The following is a 17,645-nucleotide window of genomic DNA, read 5'->3' on the forward strand; positions in this document are numbered from 1 at the left end:
AAAGAATGTTTGGAAACGAATAATTATGTTTTTTTTGCCAAGAAATATGATGTGCCAGCTAAAACGGTGTATACATGGCAAAAATAACACATGTTTTTAAGACTTATTTTCCTGAAACTCATGGGGGGCTGGAGGAGGCTATTCGTCAGATTAGCCGTCACAGTATTAAAGATGGGTACCAGGTGGAGGTTGTGGCGGCCGGGACAAAAAGCTATGAGGTGTCTGCTGCAGATGGGATTGTTGTGAAATTCCATGAGACTAATCTGAATCTATATTCGAACCCTTTTAGCTTTTCTCTCATGAAACAGTTTAAGGCTATTTGCCAAAATACGGATATTTTGCATTTCCATTTCACTTGGCCCACGGCTGAAATTTTGACATTGATGCATGGATTTTCGAAACCCATGGTAGTCACTTTTCATTGTGATATTCATAAAAATAAGTTTTTAAAAGCCATTTATCGGCCAATTATGAGGCGTTTTTTAAAGCGGGCAGATAAAATATGTGTAACCAGTCATAATTTATTTTCAACCACGCCCTCTCTCCAAGAGTTTCAAACTAAGATCGAGGAAATTCCGCTTTGGTTGGACGAGCAACGTTTTTTAAATTTGTCCGCCCCAGAGAAACCGTTTACTGAGTTTGTTAAGAAACTCAAACCGTATGGTTTGTTTGTTGGCGTTTTACGATGGTACAAGGGGCTTGATGTACTCCTTGAGGCTTCTAAAAAATTTAAAGGAGAGCTCATTATTGTTGGAAAAGGCCCCTTGTTTGGATTTTTGAAAGAGCAGATTAAAAAAGAAAATTTGAATCATGTACATCTGGTGGGATTCCAGGCAGACAATAATTTAAAGTATTTAATTCAAAATTGCCGGTTTGTTGTTTTGCCATCAGTCACCCCGGCCGAGGCATTTGGACAGATATTGCTGGAAGGGCTTTATTTTTCCAAGCCACTTATTTCCACAGAGCTGGGCACGGGAACGAGTTTTGTAAACCTCCATAACCGAACTGGCCTCGTTGTGGAACCAGGGAATCCGCTATCTCTTGCCTGCGCAATGAATCGGTTGTGCCTGGATACATTGCTTTATGAACGCTTGACATCCGCCACTTTTTATCATTATAAAAATAATTTTTCAGAAAGGATTCAAGGGAAAAAATATACTAGAATTTATGAATCCCTGACTCCTTAAATGCAATTATTTTAAAAATAGACCATTCCTGAGTTCGCCGTTAAAATCATAAATGGGTATACAGGAAAACAGGCTAGTGAATTAAATAAAAGATATGAGAGGATAAAATGTTTAAAAAAGTTGAACCCTTAAATAAAACCACCCATCAGAAACTTAGATTTTCCGCGATAAAATCATTTGATTGTGCCATTGATATGGTGAGTTCTCCCTTGACGGCCTCTGAAGTGATTATTGCCTCAAAATATTATCCCATTGTATTTCCAACGGATGGTGTGGTACCGGTGTCGCTGTTTTCCCTGAACCATAAAAATAATTTTTATCTAAATGAGGACGGATCATGGAAAGCCCCCTATGTTCCAGCACATATTAGAAGATATCCATTTGTTCTTGGTGGGAGACCCGGTGAAGACGCTGGGGAACCTGAGGCGTTTACTGTCTGCATCGATGTTGAAGCGCCTCATTTTGCGTCTGATCAAGGGGAGCCTCTCTTTACGGCAAATGGCGAACCTGCAGTTTTAACTCAAAAGGCCATTGAATTTTTAAAGGTATTCCAGAATGATGTGACAGCAACACAGCGTTTTTGCAGTGAACTGGAGGCACATAAGGTGTTGGTTCCCCAAAAAGTCACTCTTGAAAAGAATGGAGAAAAAAGAGTCCTGGGTGGTTTTCGCTGTGTTGATGTTGAGAAAATGAATGGATTGGAAGATTCAATTTTAGCCGGTTGGGTTAGAAGCGGGCTTATGAAGCTGATTGTGTTTCATTTGCAATCGCTCAATAATCTGAAAGCATTGTCATAAATTAATTCAACTTTAAAAATCCTGGCTCTGTGGGCCAGGATTTTTATTAAAATTATATGAGACTTTTTTCCTTCCTTGTTCAAATCCCCTCATTTTAAGCGCCATATCTGTTTGCCGATATAGCAAATAATGGAGACAGCGCAATGCTGTTCTCAGATGCTATTATAAATAACCCCATCAAACGGATAAAAATAGCGATAATTAATATCGATTCCTATCCCGAATAATTGGATATATAAAACACATTGACAAATTTTTTAATGAATGTAAATCTATATCTAATATTTTTAAGCCTTCTAAATCCTTAATTGCCAGTGCGTTTTTAACCTTTTTTTACTTAAGCTTTGTTGGAGTAAAAGGGTGATGCTGTAACTTTGCTTTTCATATATCGTACAGTCAAGTGTAAATTCTATTATGCTTGTAAGATATTGCCGGGTAAAACAGATAATTTATGAAAATAATAAATTTAGATAGGAGCTTTATTATGAAGAAAAACGCATTTTTTATGACGTTTTTTGTTATTCTTTTTTGTTTTAGCGGGCCGGCGCATTCTGTTATGCCCAAAGCTGTTGATTCTGCTGGAAAATATGAATACCTCCGCCATGCAAACAATCGATTTTTGGTGAAAATCTCTTTAAATGCATTCAGTGCTATTAACTTAAATTTAAATATGCAGGACAATCTTGCCGGACATAAAATTATGACAGGATTGGATTCAATTGATTTAAAATTAAATCAATTGAATGTTAAACGTTTCAAAGCCCTTTTTTCAGGTTTGAAAAATGCCAAGCTGGCAGGCGCATTGGGGGCAAACCGCTGGTTTACGATAGAACTTGAAGATGATGCGGATATAATGGCATTGGTGGAAAAATTTAAGGGGGACAGGAATGTTGAAGATGCCACACCGGATTGGATCGCTTATCCGGCAGAGGCAACCACTGATCCTTTTTATGTGAATCAATGGGGACATAATAATACAGGTCAGTTGCTGGATTATGCATGGGGGCAGGGAGGGCATCCTGCTGGGAATCCAGTCGGAACTACGGGTTTTGATGGAAACATTGAGAGCGCATGGGCTTTTTTGAAACAAAATTATAATATTGATTATGGTAATGACGGGATTGTCATTGGAATTCTTGATACCGGTGTTGATCTGGAGCATCCGGATTTGAAACTGGTGGGAGGGTACGATTTCGGTGACAATGATAATATTCCAGATGATGTTTTGGGGCATGGGACAGCTTGTGCTGGCATTGCCGGGGCCATTGCAGACAACGGAATAGGGATTGCGGGGGTTGCCGGGGGCTGCAGAATTATGCCGCTTAAAGTTGCAGACAGTGACGGCTATATGTATTTTTCTTATATACAACAAGCTTTGTATTATGCTGCAAATAATGGTGTTGATGTTGTCAGCATGAGCCTGGGGGCAGATATTTCCACAGATGCTGCCACTGAAACCGCATTGGAATATGCCTATAACAAAGGCGTGACACTGCTTGCAGCAACGGGGAACTACAATCTTTCATCCATTAGTTATCCGGCAAGCAGCCCGTTTGTTATTGCTGTGGGGGCGGCTGATCCCTGTGATGGGAGAAAGCGAAGCAGTAGCCTTACCAGTGAATTAAACGACGGAGTCGATCCAGATCCCAACGGGTATACCTGCGATGGAGAGCGATGGTGGGGATCAAATTATGGAAGTACAGCGCAGGATTCCAATGATGCTGTAGACTTGATTGCTCCCACTGTTTTGCCTGCAACGGATATTGTTGGCACTGCGGGATATGATGACAGTGATTATTCTAAATGGTTTAACGGTACCTCCTGTGCAACCCCATTTGCAGCAGGTGTTGCTGCACTGGTCAAGTCCATCCAGCCGAATTGGACTCCGGCCCAGGTACGCGATATATTGATAAATACTGCTAAAGATGTTGAAAATATTGAATCCAATACCGGTTGGGACAGATACAGTGGTTATGGGTTGGTGGATGCCGGGGCTGCTGTCATGGGGGCTGATGTGTGTGATCAACACGAACTGGTATTAACAATGAACTTGGATCAATATCCAGAAGAAACCACATGGGAATTAAAGGATAATACCGGGGCCATTGTTTATGCTGGAGGCCCCTATGTGACTGCCGGTTCAACCGATACGGAAACCTTTTGTCTGCCCGATGGTGAATATACCTTCACCATTTACGACTCATATGGGGATGGTATGTCTGGTTCTTATGAGCTGGTGGAAGGCGATATCATTCATGTCACGGGAGGTTCATTTCGGACTTCAGAAAGTACTTCTTTTACCCTTGGCAGCGCCACCAATTCTTCCCCCCATTCCGATGCGGGAGATTCTTACAGTGGCATTGCCGGTGAGGCGGTGCAATTTAATGGGGCTGGGTCCACTGATTCCGATGGATCTATCGAAACCTATTCATGGACCTTTGGAGATGGTGGAACCGCTGTGGGGGTATCTCCCAGCCATACATATACCGATGCGGGAATCTATACTGCCCAGCTGACGGTGACAGATGACGAAGGTGCCACTGACACCTCCACAGCCCAGGTGACCATATCCGCCGCCGGAGAATATACGCTTCTGAGTTATGATGATTTTGAAAGTGGCTGGGGGAATTATACCTCCGGCGGGGGAGACTGTTTGCTTTATACCGGGGGTACTTACGCCCACCAGGGTAGTGCTGCCGCAGATATTCAGGATAACAGAGGTACCGCCTCTTCATTCTATCATACCACCGGTATGGATGTGTCAACACCGGGGTACACAACTATTAAGGTGGAGTTCTGGTTTCGTGCCCAGAGTATGGACAACAGCAATGAGGATTTTCTGGTGCAGTATTTTGATGGCAACAGCTGGCACACCGTAGCCTCTTATGCCCAGGGCGTTGATTTTCAAAATGGTCAATTCTATAATGAGAGCCTCATTATTTCTGAGTCAGACTATACATTTCCCACAAATATGAAGCTACGGTTCATGTGCGATGCCAGCGGCAATGCGGATGATGTTTATATTGACGAAATAAGGGTATCAGCAGCTGGTGCGCAGGAGAATAATACTCCCCCCCAGTCCGATGCGGGAGACGCATACAGTGGTATAGCGGGTGAAGCCGTGCAGTTCAATGGGAACGGATCCAGTGACACCGATGGAACCATAGAAAGTTATGCATGGGCGTTTGGAGATGGAGCCACGGCTGCGGGGGTTGCTCCGACACATATATATACCAATGCTGGAATCTATACGGCCCAATTGACAGTGACGGATAATGACGGTGACACTGATACCTCCACGGCCCAGGTGACCATCACCGCTGTTCCGGCTAACACCCCCCCCCAGTCCGATGCGGGAGATTCCTACAGTGGCATAGCAGGTCAAGTCGTGCAGTTTAATGGAAATGGATCCAGTGACACCGATGGAACCATAGAAAGTTATGCATGGACGTTTGGAGATGGAGCCACGGCTGTGGGTGTAGCTCCCACCCATATATACACCGAAGCTGGAACCTATACCGCACAGCTGACGGTGACTGATAATGACGGTGACACGGATATCTCCACAGCCCCGGTGAGCATTACCGCCACCGAAGAATATACGCTTTTGAGTTATGATGATTTTGAAAGTGGCTGGGGGAATTATACCTCCGGCGGGGGAGACTGTTTGCGTTATACCGGCGGTACGTACGCCCACCAGGGTAGTGCTGCAGCAGATATTCAGGATAACAGCGGAACCGCTTCTTCATTCTATCATACCACCGGTATGGATGTATCAACACCGGGGTACACAACTATTAAGGTGGAGTTCTGGTTTCGTGCCCAGAGTATGGACAATAGCAATGAGGATTTTCTGGTGCAGTATTTTGATGGCAGCCGCTGGCACACCGTAGCCTCTTATGCCCAGGGCATTGATTTTCAAAATGGTCAATTCTATAATAAGAGCCTCATTATTTCTGAGTCAGACTATACATTCCCCACAAATATGAAGCTACGGTTCATGTGCGATGCCAGCGGCAATGCGGATGATGTTTATATTGACGAAATAAGGGTATCAGCAGCTGGTGCACAGGAGAATAATAATACTCCCCCCCAGTCCGATGCGGGAGACGCTTACAGTGGTATAGCAGGTGAAGCAGTGCAGTTTAATGGAAATGGATCCAGTGACACCGATGGAACCATAGAAAGTTATGCATGGGCGTTTGGAGATGGCGGTACCGCTGTGGGTGTTGCTCCCACCCATATATACACCGAAGCTGGAAGCTATACGGCACAACTTACGGTGACGGATAATGACGGTGACACGGATATATCCACAGCCCAGGTGAGCATATCCGCTGCCGAAGAATATACGGTCCTGAGTTATGATGATTTTGAGAGTGGTTGGGGGAATTATACCTCCGGCGGGGGAGACTGTTTGCGTTATACCGGCGGAACCTATGCACACCAGGGTAGTGCTGCCGCAGATATTCAAGATAACAGTGGTACGGCCTCGTCATTCTATCATACCACCGGTATGGATGTATCAACACCGGGGTACACAACTATTGAGGTGGAGTTCTGGTTTCGTGCCCAGAGTATGGACAACAGCAATGAGGATTTTCTGGTGCAGTATTTTGATGGCAGCCGCTGGCACACCGTAGCCTCTTATGCCCAAGGTGTGGATTTTGAAAATGGTCAATTTTATAAAAAAACCATCACGATTTCCGCTTCAGAATACCAATTTCCCATGAATATGAAGTTACGGTTCATGTGTGATGCCAGCGGTAATCGTGATGATGTCTATATTGATGAAATAAAGGTGTCTGCAATTTGATGATTCAGATTCGAATGTTGGGTTGCTTTTTAAAGTTGTATGGGATTTGTTCGACAAACGTATTTTTTTACTGTGAGTGTCGAAAATTTTGACTTTGAAGAAAGAGCATTCTGGCTCACGGTAACCATATAATTGATGCTTTATTCGTTTTCCATTTTGATGCCCAGAGTTGTTAGTCTTTTCTGGTCATCATTACCGGCGGAAAAATGCTGAATTCCCCTGTCTAAGTGATATGCAGTGCCTAGGATACCCTCATTGTGTCAGGGTAGATGGCTGTGGGCCGGGAACCCAAAGGCAAGATGACTATAATTTGCTCAAGTTGTATCAGTGACGAAGGTATGTTCTTCTGCGTTTTTGTATTTAGGACAATAAGACCAAGCCGCCCCATGGGGGTGGCTTGGTCTTCTAGTATTGATTTCTTAAGGGTTTGGAAGCATAACGAACATTACCACAGATGAAAATGCACCGTTGGGAAATCTCAGTATCTATAAAATCCTTGTTTTTTTCGTTGACCTTGCCCGCTCGATATAATAACATCCCTTGCTTAAGTTAAATAAAGGTAAGGGTATTGTATTATGCTGAGTCCGGGGATTTTGATTGCAATTGATGTAACTGTTTTGTATTTGGTCATGAGTCCTTTGGTCTTGTATGCCTTGTATGTGGTGTTTGATTCATTAGGGCAGGAAAAGAACGGGAACATGGCAGGTATGGAAAAACCCAAGGAAAAAGATCCGGCCCTCTGGTCCGATGAAGATATTTCTTTATGAATAAATTTTTCAAAGACTGGAAGGGGTATTTCACCTTTGCCGCCCTCTTAAGCTGCTTCATAAATATTCTCCAGTTAACATTCTCCTTTTACATGTTTGTCATTTACGGCAATGTGTGCATCAGTGGCAGTATGACTTCGCTGAGGACCTTTACCATTGCTGCCATATACGCATTGATTCTGTTGACCTTTTTCAGCTATGTCCGCTCCCGCCTTCTGGAAGTCGCAAGCAAAGATTATAATTTAAGATTTCGCAATAAAGTGTATTGCAGTATGTTGAACCGTCACGCTGGCATGAATGGGCAGGCTTCTGAACAAGTGTTAGGTGATCTTGGGATCATCCGAAAATATTTTACAACTCCGGCCATCAATGCCTTGTTTGATGTTCCATGGGCACCGCTCTACCTTGCTCTGATTTTTCTGTTTCACCCTGTTCTGGGTGCCATTGCCACGGCCGGTGCTGTATTTATGGTGGGCTTGAGTATTTTGCAGGAGTTTCTTGTGCAGGACAGCATGCGGGCGGCCAACATTAAAAATATGGAAAACAAGCGTTTCATTGATGCGTTTTTGCGCAACTCCGAAGTAATTAATGGTATGGGGATGATCAAGGCCATTGGTGACAGGTGGGAAAATAACAACCAACAAGTAATTACTCATCAGGCTGTGAGCAGTCAGTATGCCGGCCTGATTCAGTCTATTATCAAGCCTTTGCAGACTTTGATTCAGGTTCTTATTTATTTTGCAGGGGCATGTTATGCCCTTACAAAGGGGTTTGATGTGGGACTGATGGTGGCAGCATCCATCATCATGGGGCGGGCGTTGACGCCTTTGATGCAAATTATGACCACATGGAAAGTCACCATTCAGACAAGGGATGCTTATGAACGATTGAATCTTTTTTTAAGCCAAGCGGATGCTGATATCCCCGCCATGAATTTGTTGCCCTCGTTGGGGACGCTGCGTGTAATGAATGTCAGTTTTACCATTGCTGATCGACTCCTGCTCAATGATATTTCACTTCACCTTTCCCATGGTGAAATTTTGGGTATTATCGGTCCCAATGGTGCTGGGAAGTCAACGCTTTGTCGAGTGATTCTTGGGATCTGGCCTGCAATTTCAGGCAAAGTAACCCTTGATGGGGCAGAGATTCATTCCTGGACACAGGGACAGATGGGAAAATATATAGGGTATTTGCCCCAAGTGGTAGAGATGTTTCCGGTAACTGTGGCTGAAAATATTGCCCGCATGGGCCCTGTGAATATGGAAAAGGTTGAGAAAGTAGCCAACTTGTGCGGTATTCATAGCCTTATTGAGGGCTTTCCCAACGGTTACCATACGATACTGGAACATCCTGACGGGATCGGTTTATCTGGTGGTCAACGTCAACGACTGGGACTGGCTCGGGCACTTTATGGCGACCCCAGCCTTTTAGTTCTGGATGAACCCACATCCAATCTGGATTGTCAGGGGGAATCTGCCCTTGTGGAGGTGCTGCGAACTATTAAACTGACAAGAAAATGTACCTGCATCATGGTGACCCATAAACCAGAGTTAATTCAGGCTATGGACAAGCTTCTTGTGTTGCAGGCAGGGCAAGTTTTTATGTTTGGAGCCATGAATGAAGTGGTGGCAAGACTTTCTGCGGCTCAACAGGCACAATCCGCCACCCATGGGGCAGATTCGGTAAGGTCGGTGTAATTCATGGCAATTTTTTTACGTAAATGTTTTATTTATTTTTTTTCTGCAGGCTTTTTTAGCCTTTTTGCGAATACACTTTACCTGACTTTTCCCCTTTATATGATGGCTGTCTATGACAGGGTGCTTGGCAGTGGCAGCTTTTCCACTCTCTTTGTCATCACGGCAGGGGCATTATTGGCATTGCTGACGTTGGGAATTCTTGAACTCCTTCGATCCAGAATTCTTGTCAGATTAGGGGTGCGATTGGATAACCTAATCGGTCGAAGGGTGTTGGATCGTATGCTGAAAAATTCATCTCGTCCAGATGCAGACGCCTACCAACTGGGGTTGATGGATATTAATGTGATTCGGCAATATTTTGCAGGCAATGCTGTATTCGCTTTTTTTGATGTGCCTTGGATACCGATCTATCTGGGGGTGATTTATCTGATACATCCAATTTTGGGATATACAGCCACGGGTGGGGCAGTTATTATTCTGATTTTGGGCCTGATTCAACATCTTTTATCCCGTTCGGATCTTGAGAGAACCAGTCTTCTTGGTGGGCAGGAACGTGGATGGCTTAATAAATGTTTTCGCAATTCAGAGGTATTGATGGCCATGGGCATGGTGAATCATACCGCCAGCTACTGGAATCGCATCAACGATGTGGAGATGGATATCCAGGAACGATCCGCAAAAAAAGGGCAACTTGTCACAGCCGTGAGCATGAGTTTTCGTGTTTTCATGCAGGTGGCAATTTATTTTGCCGGTGCTTTGTTGTTTATTGAAAATCAAGTAAATATGGGAGCCATCATTGCAGCTTCCATCGTCATGGGCCGGGCACTTGCCCCGGTTCAGCAAGGGATAGGGGCTTGGCAACAGACCGCTGGTGCGCGTCTGTCCTATCGCCGACTTGACCAATTACTCAAGGAAATTCCGGGGACAGAGGGCGCTGTGGTTGACACTTTTAACGGCAGGCTTGATGTGGATGCCGTTTCCCTTGAAATTGGTGGCAATGTCATAATTGAAGACCTCTCATTTTCCCTGAAGCCTGGAGAAAGCATGGGCTTGGTTGGCCATAATGGGGCAGGGAAAACTTCTTTGTGTAGAATGCTTCTGGGAATCTGGGCCCCTACCCGGGGGGAAATTCGGTTGGACGGTAAGAACGTCAACGCCATAGATTTGGGATCGCTGGGTCCTTTTATTGGATATCTACCCCAGGATGTGGAACTGTTTACCGGTACCGTCAGTGAAAATATTGCCCGCATGGGCCCCATTGATTCCCATGCGGTTATCCAGGCATCACAAATGGCCGATGCTCATAATGAAATTCTTGGCTTCCGCCATGGCTATGAGACAGATATCGGTGAGGCCGGTTTGAGCCTTTCCGGGGGCCAGCGTCAGCGGGTGGGACTTGCCCGGGCTCTGTACGGTAATCCTTCCCTGGTCATATTGGACGAACCGAACTCAAACCTGGATGAGGCCGGGGAACAGGCACTTATAACTGCTTTGAAAAGGCTTAAGGCCCAGGGAACAACCGTTATCATGATTACCCATAAATCTTCCCTACTGTACGGCGTTGATAAGATTCTCAGTTTGAAGAAAGGGAGTCCACCGGAATTCGGCAACAGGGAGTCTCTCTTAAATAAGGCGTTAGCAGATCAAATATAATGATGGAGAAAATGAATGCGTGATCTTTTGAAATTCAGATATAAATATTTTATTTTTATTTCTCTTTTCGGGTTGTGTACCCACCTGATTTACCTCATTGTTCCCATTTACATGATGGTGGTATATGATCGGGTATTGTACAGCTTCAGTACTGCTACGCTCATGACTTTGAGCCTGTTAACCCTTTTTTCTCTTATGGTGATGGGGGTTCTTGAATACATGCGCTCTAAGATGGCCATGCGGGCGGGATTTGCCATGGAGCAGAGGTTGTTGCCCCATGTGCTTGCAACGATCCATAATAATGCCGCAGTTGCTGATAAAATAGGTTATGATCGTGGGATGATTGATCTTGCCTGTGTACGCGAAGCGGTTGTTCATGGTGTTTTTGTCAAATGGCTTGACTTTCCTTGGATGGTGCTTTATCTCGTGATTCTTTACCTGATACATCCTGTTATAGGCGGGGTGGCATTGTTTGGCCTGGGTATGATTTTTATGTTCCAGCAGTTGCTGGGATACCTTAATGGTAAGCGTTATATCGTTTCTGAAACCACTGAAACGCTGGCTGCCGGATTGCTGTCTGCCACGGTTCGTCATGCCGATTTAATAGCTGGTATGGGTATGCTGAAAGCAGTGCAGGACAAATATGATCGAGTGTTTCAGCAAAGCCAAATTCAGAGGTATGAGGTGGCAAATAATAGATGTGTCACCGGTGCTGTCAGAATGGTGCTACAGGGGATTTCAATGGCAGCTGTTTTCGGCGCTGGTACGTATCTTTTTTTCAGCCAGGAAATTTCCATTGGGATTGTTTTTGCTGCGGTTATTCTCATGGCTCGGCTTTTTTATCCCCTTGATCTGGAATTTGAATCTATTAAATCTACAACTGAAGCTTTTGCTGCCTATAAACGCCTGCTACATTTTGTTGAGACCAAAGAACGGCAATCCACGTTGGCTTTGCCCCGTCCCCAGGGAGCATTGCAGGTTCAAAACATTACCCTGGTGATGGGGAAGAGAACTGTTTTGCAAAATATTTCCTTTCAGATGGGAGCGGGTGAAACCCTAGGTGTTTTTGGACCGACAGGTGCCGGAAAGACCGCTTTGCTGCGTTTGATATTGGGTATATGGTCTCCTGTTGCTGGCAAAATTCGTCTTGATGGCGGAGATCTTTCCCAGTGGAAAAAAGAAGATTTGGGTCCCTATGTCGGATATCTTCCCCAGGAAACAGATTTTTTTGTTGGTTCCATTGCAGAAAATATTTCCCGTTTGAAAGCGGTGGACTCTGAGAAGGTAATCCAAGCTGCCAAAAAGGCTCATTGTCACGAAATGGTATTATCTCTTCCCAAAGGATATGACTTTATGGTGGACACTACCGGTAAAAATCTTTCCACCGGTCAGCGACGTCGCATTGCTCTGGCGCGGGCGCTGTACGATGATCCCCAGTTAATCATTTTGGATGACCCCCATGTCAGCCTGGACGAGGCTGGCTTTAAAGGATTGATGGCTACTTTGCAACTGTTAAGAAAAGAAAATAAAAGTGTTGTAATAGTCACTGAAAGACCTAACATGCTGGCAATGACGGACAGACTCCTGATGTTGAAAGAAGGACAGGTGTCCATGTTCGGCCCAACAAAGGAAGTGCTTTCTAAATTGACAGCCTCCCGTCAACAGCCCTTGCAGCAAAATCGGCAACAACTTAAGGTTGTACCCTCCACGGGTCAGAACCGGGTGAATTAATCAGGAGATCAACAATGACTGAAAAAAATGTAATAGCCGATAAAGATATCGTATTGAATACCAGCCCCACACCATTTATTGTGGCGGGATTGATCGTAATTCTTTGTTTTTTTGGGGGACTTGCTGCATGGTCTGTCTATTTTCCCTTTCAGGGGGCTGTGATTGCACCGGGTATGGTGAAAGTGTCTGGCGAGCGAAAAACCGTTCAACATCTGGAGGGGGGAATCATTGATGAAATACTTGTACGAGAAGGTGATCATGTTCAAAAAGGTGATGTCCTCATTAAGCTGAAAAGTATCAAGGCAGAAGCAAATGTAGACCTCTTAAGCGGAAGGCTTAATGCCAAAATGGCAGAGCAAGATCGTCTTACCGCCGAAATGGGTATGGCAAAACAGATTACGTGGTCTCCAGAATTAAAATCACAGCGCATGGATGATAATGTTGCCAAGACCATGGCCACTGAACAAGATATTTTCCAGTCCCGTCGTTCGGATATGGAAGGAAAAATTTCCCTGTATGAGTCCCAGATTAAACAGCTGGGAAACCGCATTGACGGTGCAGATGAGGAGTTCGGCACCCAGAAGGTGATTATTGCCAATCTGGAGGAGGAGGTTGCCGTTAAGAAAACGCTTTTTCAGGAAAATTATATGGGAAAACCGGAGATTATGGAACTGCAGAGACGTCTTGCAGAGCACCAGGGTCGGCGGGGGCGTTTACGACAGGACATGGCTGAATACCGTCAAATGATTGAAGAATATAAGCTTCGTATCGTTGATATAAAGAACCAGTATCGGGAACAGGCAATCACCCAACTGGGAAAAACCAAGGATATCATTTTTGAGTTAAAGATGCAGATTCGTCCAGCCACTGATACCCAGAACCGTCTAACTGTCCGCGCTCCCATCAGTGGAGAGGTGATTAATATGCAAGTTCATTCTGAAGACAGTGGCGTTATTTCTCCGGGTATGCCATTGCTTGATATTGTGCCGGCTGATTCCAAGCTTATTATTCGGGCAAGGGTAAATCCCCAAGATATTACCCGGGTGCAGAAGGGACAAGAGACCAAGGTGCAACTCAGTGCTTTTGACAGACGTTCCACCCCACCGGTACCAGGTGTGGTAACCTATGTGGCTGCCGACCTTGAAACAGAACGTTCCGCCATGGGAATGGTCAGTTTTTACAGTGTTCATGTGGAGGTAGACGCTGCAGTGCTGGAACAGAATAATGCCTACCTTTCACCGGGCATGCCTGCTGCATGTTATATTACCACCGAGGAAAGAAGCGTCATCAGTTATATTTTGGGTCCCTTGCTCATTAATGCTGACCGGGCCATGCGAGAAGGCTGATATTGAGCCAGCTGGCAGTCATGTGTTGCATATATGATATACTTCATCAAGGATTAATTTTGCGGAAAAGAATAATGTCGTGAAAAAAGCGTTTTATATCATTTCTGTAAATATCGGGGTATTGCTGCTGCTGCTGCTGTTCGTTGAAATGGCGACGCGACTGGTAATACCCCAGGAAAATGTGCAGCCTATTTTCAATGATGAATCCTTACGCACCAGAGGCAGGCCTTTTATTGTGGCGGACAGCGTCAGGGGTTTTGCTTTAAAACCAGGCTATAAAAGTTCACTCTATTGTATCAATAACCATGGTTTCCGGGGGCAGGATTTTGGGCCTGGCCTGGATAGAAAAATTCAGATTCTTACTTTGGGTGAATCCACTACCTTTGGGTGGGGGGTGGGCGAGGAAGAAACCTATCCTTATTTTCTGATGCAATCCTTTGGGCCTGAAGACAATGTTCAGGTGATCAATGGGGGGGTTCCTTCCTATACATCCAGTCAGGTTTTGGCGTATTTAAAGGAAATTTTAGCAAGTAACCTTCTCAGCCCCCAATGGATTTTAGTTAATATCCTCTGGAATGATATCTGGTACTCCACTATTACCAACTGGCACCCCGACATTCTTGTTTATCAGAAGCCCCCAGACTGGGTTTCCTGGACTATGGCTCGTTCCCATTTAGCTCGGATATTGATCATGGGCGTTGGAAGCAAGGAAAAACCAGTGGATCGTTTTAATCCCGATGCGCTGGCTCAGTATACCAGAAACATTGAACAGATGATTTTGCTCTGTGAGAAAAATAAAATACGGCTTGCCTTTGTTGCCCCCCCATTTGACGCGGATCACATGCCGGAATCAGGCCTCAATGAATTTCACGTACGATATACCCGGCCTTTTTTTATTGCCACAGCTCAACGTTATTTAGAATCCTTGAACCATGTGGCATCTCGTCATGGCGTTCCTGTGTTTTCCCATGGCGTTGATATACGATATCTGCATCAAAAATCATTATTTCTGGATGCCCTGCACCCCACGTCCCGGGGAAACGAAATCATGGCCCGGGATGTTTATGCCAGGCTTTCACACCTGCTGAGTCCCCCACCCGCTGCCCCTGCGAAAGGAGGAAAATTACCGTGAATATAATTGGCATTTCAGCCTGGTACCATGACAGTGCCGCAGCTTTGTTGGTGGATGGAGAACTTGTGGCTGCTGCCCAGGAAGAGCGGTTTACCCGGATCAAGCATGATCCCTCTTTTCCGGAGCAGGCCATCAGATATTGTCTTGCATCCCAGAAAATAACATTAGCGGATGTGGATTATGTAGTGTTTTACGATAAACCCCTGATCAAGTTTGAACGACTTCTGGAGACATATCTTGCCTATGCCCCCCGGGGCCTGCGCTCTTTCTTAACTTCCATGCCTGTGTGGCTCAAGGAGAAACTGTTTCTTAAGCAGCAGTTGAGAAAGTCCCTTTCTGCACTTTCTCTCATTAATGAAAAATCTCTTCCACCCCTTATGTTCACGGAACACCATCAGGCCCATGCTGCATCAGCCTTTTTTCCATCCCCCTTTGATCGGGCGGCCGTTCTTTGTGTGGATGGGGTAGGCGAATGGGCCACCACCTCGGTGTGGCAGGGAAATGGCAATCGTCTTGATCCCGTTTGGGAGATTCATTTCCCTCATTCTCTGGGGCTTCTCTATTCGGCATTTACTTATTATGCCGGTTTTCGGGTCAATTCTGGTGAGTATAAACTCATGGGGCTTGCTCCCTACGGCGAACCTCGCTATGTAAAGCGCATTTATGAAAATTTAATAGAAGTTAAATCAGATGGCAGCTTTCGGCTTAATATGGTGTATTTTAATTACGCCGTCGGTTTAACCATGACCAATGAAAGGTTTAATAGATTATTTGACGGGCCACCACGGACGCCGGAGTCCCCCATCTCTCAAAAAGAGATGGACCTTGCCCGATCCATTCAGGTGGTGATTGAGGAGGTGCTTCTTTCCATGGCTGCTCATATCCGTCGTGAACTGGATCTGCCGTTTCTCTGTTTGGCCGGGGGGGTGGCACTGAACTGTGTGGCAAATGGTAAATTGCTGGGATCCAAGCTGTTTAAAGAAATCTGGATTCAACCAGCTGCCGGTGATGCCGGCGGTTCTGTGGGGGCAGCCTTTTCCATGTGGCATGAATATCTGGGGCATACGCGTACAATCATCACAGGAGAAGATCGGATGAAAGGCGCCCGACTGGGACCTGCTTATCATACCTCTGAAATTATTGCCTATCTGGACAGTATTGGTGCGATATATCAGATTCTGGATGATGACGCTCTTCTTTCATGTGTTGCCGCTCTGATTGACCAGGGCAAGGTGATTGGGTGGTTTCAGGGTCCAATGGAGTTCGGCCCCAGAGCCTTAGGCGGACGTTCCATTGTTGCAGATCCCCGCAGCCCTGAAATGCAGTCCATTCTTAACCTTAAGATCAAAAATCGAGAATCCTTTCGTCCCTTTGCGCCTTCGGTGAAAAAGGAAGATGCGTCGGACTGGTTTGATCTTTCCGTAGAAAGTCCCTATATGCTTCAGGTGGCCCGAATTAAAAAAGACAAGCAGGTTCCCATGACAACTGTTCAGAAAGGGCAGTTTGGAATGGAGAAACTTAAAGCCCAGCGATCCAGTATTCCCGCCGTCACCCATGTGGATTATTCCGCCCGGGTACAGACCGTTAGCCGGGACACGGCCCCCCTTTATTGGGGACTTCTTGATCATTTTAAGCGAATTACCGGTTGTCCGGTGCTCATTAATACGTCTTTTAACGTAAGGGGTGAACCCATCGTATGTAGCCCCCAGGATGCATATGCCTGTTTTATGGGAACGGAAATGGATTACCTGGTGATGGAAAATGTTTTACTTCGTAAGCAATCGCAATCCCAATCCCATGGAGGTGAGCATAGGTCATGGGCATCACAATTTTCTCCTGATTGACCCCTTTTTATTGGATGATTTCGGGCTTGGCCACAACATGGGCCACCCTGGGGAGGGGTCAGGCTTGCGTTATTGGCGTTTTCGCTTAAAATTATCTTTATTCTTAAATACTTGTCAAAAACACAATAACACAAGCCTGACCCCGTTGCTCCGCCAATTGTGATGAAAGGCCCATCTTATGACCAAGCCCATGATTTCGTTTTCCGGAAATGAAAAGGAGATATTTGGATGCAAGAACAGCCATTAACCCACCGAGCCTATCGGCAATTCGGTTTTATTTTGGCTCTGTTTATTATCATTCTATTTGAAATTGTATTGCCCATTTTTGCGGGAGAGGGGGGGACTGGGTTGCTGAGGAGGCCCTGGCCCTGGGTATTATCGGCGCTGCTGGTCGGATGGGCGATGGTGTGGCCCGAGGGCTTGCGTTTTGTTCATGCACCCTGGATGCTCTTTGGACGCTATATGGCAGTTTTTAACACAACGCTAATTTTGACCATCGTGTTTTATCTGTTCATCACACCATTGGCCATTGTGTTTCGGATTGTGGGTAGAGATGCCATGGGAAGAAAATTGAATCCTATGGATTCCAGACCTTCCCACTGGAAGAGTAGCAGACGAAAAAAAAATGATCATATGGAGAAGATATACTGATGTGGGAGTTGATAAAAGACCTGT

At 45.3% G+C, this 17,645-nt stretch carries 11 protein-coding genes; all 11 read left to right on the forward strand.

Annotated features, from left to right (window positions below; all coding sequences use genetic code 11):
* The first annotated feature begins 74 nt into the window (after nucleotides 1–74).
* Complete coding sequence (locus tag ACYQ2M_RS00790) at nucleotides 75–1,187, forward strand: glycosyltransferase (RefSeq protein WP_459914394.1); 1,113 nt, start codon at nucleotides 75–77, stop codon at nucleotides 1,185–1,187.
* A gap of 107 nt (nucleotides 1,188–1,294) precedes the next feature.
* Nucleotides 1,295–1,984, forward strand: coding sequence for a SapC family protein (locus tag ACYQ2M_RS00795; RefSeq protein ID WP_459914395.1), 690 nt, complete (start codon nucleotides 1,295–1,297; stop codon nucleotides 1,982–1,984).
* A gap of 700 nt (nucleotides 1,985–2,684) precedes the next feature.
* On the forward strand, nucleotides 2,685–6,800 hold the full coding sequence (locus tag ACYQ2M_RS00800; RefSeq protein ID WP_459914396.1) for a PKD domain-containing protein: 4,116 nt from the start codon (nucleotides 2,685–2,687) through the stop codon (nucleotides 6,798–6,800).
* A gap of 575 nt (nucleotides 6,801–7,375) precedes the next feature.
* On the forward strand, nucleotides 7,376–7,567 hold the full coding sequence (locus tag ACYQ2M_RS00805) for a hypothetical protein (RefSeq protein ID WP_459914397.1): 192 nt from the start codon (nucleotides 7,376–7,378) through the stop codon (nucleotides 7,565–7,567).
* Nucleotides 7,564–9,264 carry a type I secretion system permease/ATPase gene (locus ACYQ2M_RS00810; RefSeq protein WP_459914398.1) on the forward strand — a complete coding sequence of 567 codons (1,701 nt, stop codon included), beginning with the start codon at nucleotides 7,564–7,566 and terminating at the stop codon, nucleotides 9,262–9,264. The genes ACYQ2M_RS00805 and ACYQ2M_RS00810 overlap by 4 nt, the downstream gene beginning before the upstream one ends.
* Before the next feature lie 3 nt (nucleotides 9,265–9,267).
* The gene (locus ACYQ2M_RS00815) at nucleotides 9,268–10,917 is read left to right on the forward strand and encodes a type I secretion system permease/ATPase (RefSeq protein ID WP_459914399.1); all 1,650 of its coding nucleotides are present in this window, start codon (nucleotides 9,268–9,270) and stop codon (nucleotides 10,915–10,917) included.
* A gap of 15 nt (nucleotides 10,918–10,932) precedes the next feature.
* On the forward strand, nucleotides 10,933–12,648 hold the full coding sequence (locus ACYQ2M_RS00820; protein WP_459914400.1) for a type I secretion system permease/ATPase: 1,716 nt from the start codon (nucleotides 10,933–10,935) through the stop codon (nucleotides 12,646–12,648).
* Between the two features lie 14 nt (nucleotides 12,649–12,662).
* Nucleotides 12,663–13,994: an HlyD family type I secretion periplasmic adaptor subunit gene (locus tag ACYQ2M_RS00825; protein ID WP_459914401.1), complete on the forward strand. Its 1,332-nt coding sequence runs from the start codon at nucleotides 12,663–12,665 to the stop codon at nucleotides 13,992–13,994.
* A 79-nt stretch (nucleotides 13,995–14,073) separates the two neighbouring features.
* Entirely contained in the window at nucleotides 14,074–15,126 is a 1,053-nt protein-coding gene (locus ACYQ2M_RS00830; protein ID WP_459914402.1) for an SGNH/GDSL hydrolase family protein, read from the forward strand.
* On the forward strand, nucleotides 15,123–16,970 hold the full coding sequence (locus ACYQ2M_RS00835; protein ID WP_459914403.1) for a carbamoyltransferase family protein: 1,848 nt from the start codon (nucleotides 15,123–15,125) through the stop codon (nucleotides 16,968–16,970). Before ACYQ2M_RS00830 ends, ACYQ2M_RS00835 begins: the two co-directional genes overlap by 4 nt.
* 228 nt (nucleotides 16,971–17,198) lie before the next feature.
* Complete coding sequence (locus tag ACYQ2M_RS00840; protein WP_459914404.1) at nucleotides 17,199–17,621, forward strand: SxtJ family membrane protein; 423 nt, start codon at nucleotides 17,199–17,201, stop codon at nucleotides 17,619–17,621.
* Nucleotides 17,622–17,645: the final 24 nt, after the last annotated feature.

Source organism: Desulfocicer niacini (assembly GCF_054657595.1).

What these genes read in the sequence shown, in the direction of transcription:
- ACYQ2M_RS00795 (WP_459914395.1), top strand. Translation starts at nt 1,295, where the DNA reads ATGTTTAAAAAAGTTGAACCCTTAAATAAAACCACCCATCAGAAACTT.
- ACYQ2M_RS00810 (WP_459914398.1), top strand. Translation starts at nt 7,564, where the DNA reads ATGAATAAATTTTTCAAAGACTGGAAGGGGTATTTCACCTTTGCCGCC.
- ACYQ2M_RS00815 (WP_459914399.1), top strand. Translation starts at nt 9,268, where the DNA reads ATGGCAATTTTTTTACGTAAATGTTTTATTTATTTTTTTTCTGCAGGC.
- ACYQ2M_RS00790 (WP_459914394.1), top strand. Translation starts at nt 75, where the DNA reads ATGGCAAAAATAACACATGTTTTTAAGACTTATTTTCCTGAAACTCAT.
- ACYQ2M_RS00840 (WP_459914404.1), top strand. Translation starts at nt 17,199, where the DNA reads ATGCAAGAACAGCCATTAACCCACCGAGCCTATCGGCAATTCGGTTTT.
- ACYQ2M_RS00825 (WP_459914401.1), top strand. Translation starts at nt 12,663, where the DNA reads ATGACTGAAAAAAATGTAATAGCCGATAAAGATATCGTATTGAATACC.
- ACYQ2M_RS00805 (WP_459914397.1), top strand. Translation starts at nt 7,376, where the DNA reads ATGCTGAGTCCGGGGATTTTGATTGCAATTGATGTAACTGTTTTGTAT.
- ACYQ2M_RS00800 (WP_459914396.1), top strand. Translation starts at nt 2,685, where the DNA reads ATGACAGGATTGGATTCAATTGATTTAAAATTAAATCAATTGAATGTT.
- ACYQ2M_RS00820 (WP_459914400.1), top strand. Translation starts at nt 10,933, where the DNA reads ATGCGTGATCTTTTGAAATTCAGATATAAATATTTTATTTTTATTTCT.